The 5,104-nt window shown below is 65.7% G+C and carries 5 protein-coding genes; 4 read left to right on the top strand and 1 reads right to left on the bottom strand.

Features of this window, described 5'->3' with window-relative positions:
• Positions 1-170: 170 nt before the first annotated feature.
• A complete protein-coding gene (rpsT, locus tag TVH25_RS20730) occupies positions 171-431 on the bottom strand; it encodes a 30S ribosomal protein S20 (protein ID WP_072699291.1) in 261 nt (86 codons plus the stop codon).
• 190 nt (positions 432-621) lie between these two features.
• Here rpsT and TVH25_RS20725 point away from each other — a divergent pair, with 190 nt between their 5' ends.
• The 4 genes from TVH25_RS20725 to TVH25_RS20710 all read left to right on the top strand — a co-directional run bounded on the left by TVH25_RS20725 (position 622) and on the right by TVH25_RS20710 (position 5,072).
• Entirely contained in the window at positions 622-2,271 is a 1,650-nt protein-coding gene (locus tag TVH25_RS20725; RefSeq protein ID WP_422425368.1) for a circularly permuted type 2 ATP-grasp protein, read from the top strand.
• Complete coding sequence (locus TVH25_RS20720; protein ID WP_169620339.1) at positions 2,271-3,245, top strand: alpha-E domain-containing protein; 975 nt, start codon at positions 2,271-2,273, stop codon at positions 3,243-3,245. The genes TVH25_RS20725 and TVH25_RS20720 overlap by 1 nt, the downstream gene beginning before the upstream one ends.
• Positions 3,246-3,253: 8 nt before the next feature.
• The gene (locus TVH25_RS20715) at positions 3,254-4,084 is read left to right on the top strand and encodes a transglutaminase family protein (RefSeq protein WP_169620400.1); all 831 of its coding nucleotides are present in this window, start codon (positions 3,254-3,256) and stop codon (positions 4,082-4,084) included.
• Between the two features lie 100 nt (positions 4,085-4,184).
• Entirely contained in the window at positions 4,185-5,072 is an 888-nt protein-coding gene (locus TVH25_RS20710) for an aquaporin (protein WP_169620338.1), read from the top strand.
• Positions 5,073-5,104 lie beyond the last annotated feature (32 nt).

The following is a 5,104-nucleotide window of genomic DNA, read 5'->3' as shown; positions in this document are numbered from 1 at the left end:
CGCCGACTACTTCGCGGTGCTCCGCGACACCTGGGCCGACCGGAGCATAGAAATCGCCCGCCGGATCGTCGGGGGGGGGGGGGCCCCCCCCCCCCACCCCCCCCCCCCCCCCCGGGGGGGGGGGGCGCCCTTCGGAAGCAGAGCTCGCGTCTACTACCTCGGAACTACGTTCAGAGCGAGTTGGCGAGCTTGGCCAGTGCAGACTTCTTGTTTGCAGCCTGGTTGGGGTGGATGACACCCGCGCTGGCTGCCTTGTCGAGCTTGCGGCTGGTGGCGACGAGAAGCTCGGTGGCCTTGTCCTTGTCGCCAGCGGCCGCGGCCTCGCGGAAGGAGCGGATCGCGGTACGGAGCGCCGACTTCACCGACTGGTTCCGGAGCCGGTTGCGCTCGTTGGTGCGAATTCGCTTCACCTGGGACTTGATGTTGGCCACGCGTAGAATCCTGTCGTGTTGCTGGTAGCTGGTTGGAAAGCTCTGGATGCACTAGGCACCGACAGGCAACGATACCAAGAAGGCAGGCAAAGCCCAAACCGGCGCGAGCGTGATGTCCGCTGTGTTTCCCCGGCGAGACAGTTCGATGTCGGATTGTGCACAACGCCCTCCCATATAGAACGATTCCGGCATGAGTCGCCGTACCCCTACTGCGCCGGGCGCGTCCCCGGCCAGGCACCGCAGGAAAAACCCCGATGTCTTCGACGGTTACGCGAGAAATCCCGATCGCCTGGCGTACGACGAGATGTTCGATGCGGACGGCAAGGTCCGGGCGCCGTATCGCCGCCTGCATCAGATCCTCGAGTCGAAGGGACCCGAGGATCTCGCCGCGCGCACCGACGCGGTCGGCCGGGCGTTCACCGACCAGGGTGTGACCTTCTCGCTGTCGGGCCAGGAGCGGCCCTTTCCGCTGGACATGGTGCCGCGCCTGATCGCTGCCGCCGAGTGGAACCGGCTCGAGAAAGGCATCCGGCAGCGGGTGCGGGCGCTCGAGTTGTTCCTCGCCGACATCTACGGCGAGCAGAGCATCCTGCGGGACCGCGTCATTCCGAAGCGGCTCGTCACCTCGTGTGACCACTTCCACCGGCAGGCCGCGGGCATCGTCCCCCCGAACGGAGTGCGCATCCATGTCGCCGGAATCGACCTGATCCGGGACGAGAAAGGCACCTTCCGGGTGCTCGAGGACAACCTCCGCTCACCGTCCGGTGTGTCCTACGTCATGGAGAACCGGCGCGTCATGGCTCGCGTCGCTCCCGACCTGTTCGTCCAGCACAAGGTGCGTCCCGTCGGTGACTACGCACTGCACCTGTTGCGAGCGCTCCGAGCCGCGGCCGCGCCGAACGCTGCCGACCCCACGGTGGTCGTTCTCACTCCGGGTCTGGCGAACGCGGCGTACTTCGAGCACTCGCTTCTGGCGCGGCAGATGGGCGTCGAACTCGTCGAGGGGCGTGACCTGTTCTGCCGGGACAACATCGTCTACATGCGCACCACGGAAGGTGAGCAGCAGGTCGATGTCATCTACCGCCGCATCGACGACGATTTCCTCGATCCGCTCCAGTTCCGCCCCGATTCGGTGCTCGGTGTCGCCGGCCTGCTCAATGCGGCACGAGCCGGCAACGTGGTCATCTCGAGCGCGGTCGGCAACGGCGTCGGAGACGACAAACTCGTCTACACGTACGTACCGGACATCATCGACTACTACCTCGGTGAAAAGCCCCTCCTGCCCAACGTCGACACCCTGCGTTGCTGGCTCGACGAAGAACGGGAAGAGGTTCTCGACCGGATCGACGAACTCGTCATCAAGCCGGTGGAAGGCTCGGGTGGATACGGCATCGTGTTCGGGCCCGACGCCTCGGCCACCGAACTGAAGACCATGGCCCGCAAGATCCGGGCGAACCCCCGCGCCTGGATCGCTCAGCCGGTCGTGCAGTTGTCCACCGTCCCGACCAGGGCCGGTGACACATTGGCTCCCCGCCACGCCGACCTGCGTCCGTTCGCGGTCAACGATGGTGAGGACATCTGGATTCTTCCGGGCGGATTGACGCGTGTCGCGCTGCCCGAGGGGTCGCTGGTGGTCAACTCCAGCCAAGGCGGTGGAAGCAAGGACACCTGGGTTCTCGCGAGCCGGAGTTCCGATACCGAGAGCGAACTGGGCGGGGAGGGGTTCGTCGAGGAGCGGGCCGAGGTCAAACAACCCGACCGGGGGCCGGAATTGACCACCGAGCAGCAGCAACAACAGCAACAGCAACAGCAACAGCAACACAATGAGGGGGACTGCTGATGCTCGCACGAAATGCGGAGTCGCTGTTCTGGATCGGACGTTACGTCGAGCGAGCCGACGACACGGCGCGCATCATGGATGTCGCGGTCCACCAACTGCTCGAAGACTCGACGGTGGACCCCGACCGCACGTGCCGTCAGCTGTTGCGGGTGCTCGGGTTCAGCGCGCCCGACGGTGAACTCGACGTGCAGACCGTCATCGACATCGTCGCGTTCGGGCGGGACGGCGCGGGATCGATCCTCGACACCATCTCGCACGCGCGTGAGAATGCGCGCGGCGCGCGCGAAGTCACCTCCACCGAGATGTGGGAGTGCCTCAACACCACCTACAACGCCCTCGCCGAGCGGGAACGGGCGGCGAAACGACTGGGGCCCCACGAGTTCTTCCGATACGTCGAAGACCGCGGCGCGATGTTCGCGGGCCTGGCCGACAGCACGTTGTGTCGTGACGACGGGTACCGGTTCCTGTTGCTCGGCCGTTCCATCGAACGGGTCGACATGATCGTCCGGCTGCTGCTGTCCCGCGCTGGTGACCGCCCCACGTCGCCGACGTGGGCGACGGTGTTGCGGTCGGCCGGTGGATACGACACGTACCTGCGCACCTATCGTGGTGCGCTCGACGCCGGCCGCATCGTCGAATTCATGATGCTCGACAGGCTTTTCCCCCGCTCGGTGTTCTCCGCCATCCGGCAGGCCGAGCAGTGCCTCACCGAACTCGACGACCAGACCGACTACCGGTTCGGTGCGCGCAACGAAGCGCAGCGGTTGCTCGGACGTGCCCGCAGCGAACTCGAGTTCATCCGCCCCGGGGTACTTCTCGAGGAACTCGCCGAACGGCTTGTCGCGCTGCAGGAGATGTGCCGGCAGGTCGGTGAGGCGATCGCACTCCAGTACTTCCATGCGGCGCCCTGGGTGGCGTGGAGTTCCGCTCGCAACGACGGTGAAGACGACATGCTTCTGGAGGGAGAACTGTGAGCTGGCGTATGCGCGTGGTCCACAAGACCGGCTACGAGTACGCGGGGCCGGTCACGGCGTCGTACAACGAGGCGCGTCTGACGCCGCGGTCCGACAACCGTCAGACGGTGATTCTCAGCCGCGTCGAGACGACTCCCGCGACGCGGTCCTATCGGTACACCGACTATTGGGGAAGCGGCGTGACTGCGTTCGATCTCCATGCGCCGCACACTTCGCTCGAAGTGACCGGTTTGTCTGTTGTGGAAACGGATTCGCTCGATCCGCTGGAGGAACCCGCGGGGTGGGACGTGATCCGCGAACCCGACACCAGGGACCGATACGACGAATTGCTGTTGCCGAGCCGCTACGTTCCCGCGGACAAGTCGCTCGCCAAAACGGCGCGTGACCTCGCAAAGGGGCTCGATCCTGTCGACGCGGTGGTCGCTGCGGCGCAATGGGTGCACGAACAGATGGATTACGTCCCGGGAACGACCGGCGTGCACACCTCCGCAATTCAGGCCTACGAGGAGCGGCAGGGTGTTTGTCAGGATTATGCCCATTTGACCCTTTTGCTGTTGCGGGCCATGGGGATTCCCGCACAGTACGTCTCCGGGTATCTCCATCCGGTTGCGGACGCGGAGATCGGCAAGACCGTCGAAGGTCAATCCCACGCGTGGATTCAGGCCTGGACCGGCGGGTGGTGGGGATACGACCCGACCAACGCGAGATTCGTGGGCGAGCAACATGTGTCGGTGGGAATCGGCCGAGACTACGGAGATGTCCCGCCACTCAAAGGTATTTACATGGGCGGAAGCGCCGCGGCGCAGGAAGTCGTTGTGGAGGTGACGCGACTTGCGTAGTGTGCTCACGAGCGAACGACGCTGCGGCAAGACGATTCGATGGTGTCCGGTGTAGGTAGGTCCGGCGGATGTGCGGGACCACGACCTCCGAGGGGAACTCATGGAACCCGAACGCGACCCTGCCCGTGAACCGTTACCCGATCCCGCGCAGAGAACCGCCGGAGAACCGGACTACGGGGTCCGCGAACCGGATCGCCCGGTTGGCAGAGCCGAACACGAAACGGCGCAGGAAGTCGCGGACCCCACGGACTATTCCGATCTCCGACGGTGCGCGGCCGAGGCCATCGGCACGTTCGTGCTGGTGTTCTCGGCGGTCGGAACTGCTGTCTTCGCGGGCGATTACGTGGGGCAACTCGGCGTCGCGCTGGCCTTCGGCCTGACGCTGCTGTTCCTCGTCTACACCATCGGCCCGATTTCGGGCTGTCACGTGAACCCGGCGGTGACACTCGGCCATCTCATCGTCGGCCAGGTCACTGCCGTACGCGCGGTGGGCTACTGGATTGCCCAGATCATCGGTGGTCTGGTGGCGGGTGTGACGATCTACGCGATCGCCTCGTCGCTCCCGTCGTACAACCGTGCGGCGGACGGTCTCGGTGCGAACGGCTGGGGCGCCCACAGTCCGTCCGCGATCCGGGGGCCGCTCGGCGGTGTCCTCGAAAACGGGTACGGGATCGGGGCCGCGATGGCCGTCGAGATACTCCTGACCGCGCTGCTCGTGTTCGTGGTGCTCTCGAGCACCGACCGAATCGCCGACGTGCCGATCGCCGGAATCGCCATCGGCTTCACGCTCGCGGTGATCCACCTGATCTCGATCCCGATCGACAACACGTCGGTGAATCCCGCCCGCAGCCTTGCCGTCGCGTTCTATCAGAACGGCGCGCTGGGGCAACTCTGGTTGTTCATCGTCTTCCCGCTGATCGGCGGTGCGCTCGGCGCACTCGTCTACGCGTTCCTGTTCGGCCGCCGGCAGGGACTGCGTCCCTCCTGACGCGACGACGCCCGGCGGGGTTCGGGGCCCGC

Source organism: Rhodococcus sp. 7Tela_A2, from assembly GCF_049311045.1.
Classification (GTDB): domain Bacteria; phylum Actinomycetota; class Actinomycetes; order Mycobacteriales; family Mycobacteriaceae; genus Rhodococcus.
Note: the sequence above shows the minus strand (reverse complement) of the source record. Positions and strands in the feature narration are given on the sequence as shown.

Bases quoted from the DNA above. Each gene is read 5' to 3' on its own strand.
- TVH25_RS20725 (WP_422425368.1), top strand. From the start codon at position 622: ATGAGTCGCCGTACCCCTACTGCGCCGGGCGCGTCCCCGGCCAGGCAC.
- TVH25_RS20720 (WP_169620339.1), top strand. From the start codon at position 2,271: ATGCTCGCACGAAATGCGGAGTCGCTGTTCTGGATCGGACGTTACGTC.
- TVH25_RS20715 (WP_169620400.1), top strand. From the start codon at position 3,254: ATGCGCGTGGTCCACAAGACCGGCTACGAGTACGCGGGGCCGGTCACG.
- TVH25_RS20710 (WP_169620338.1), top strand. From the start codon at position 4,185: ATGGAACCCGAACGCGACCCTGCCCGTGAACCGTTACCCGATCCCGCG.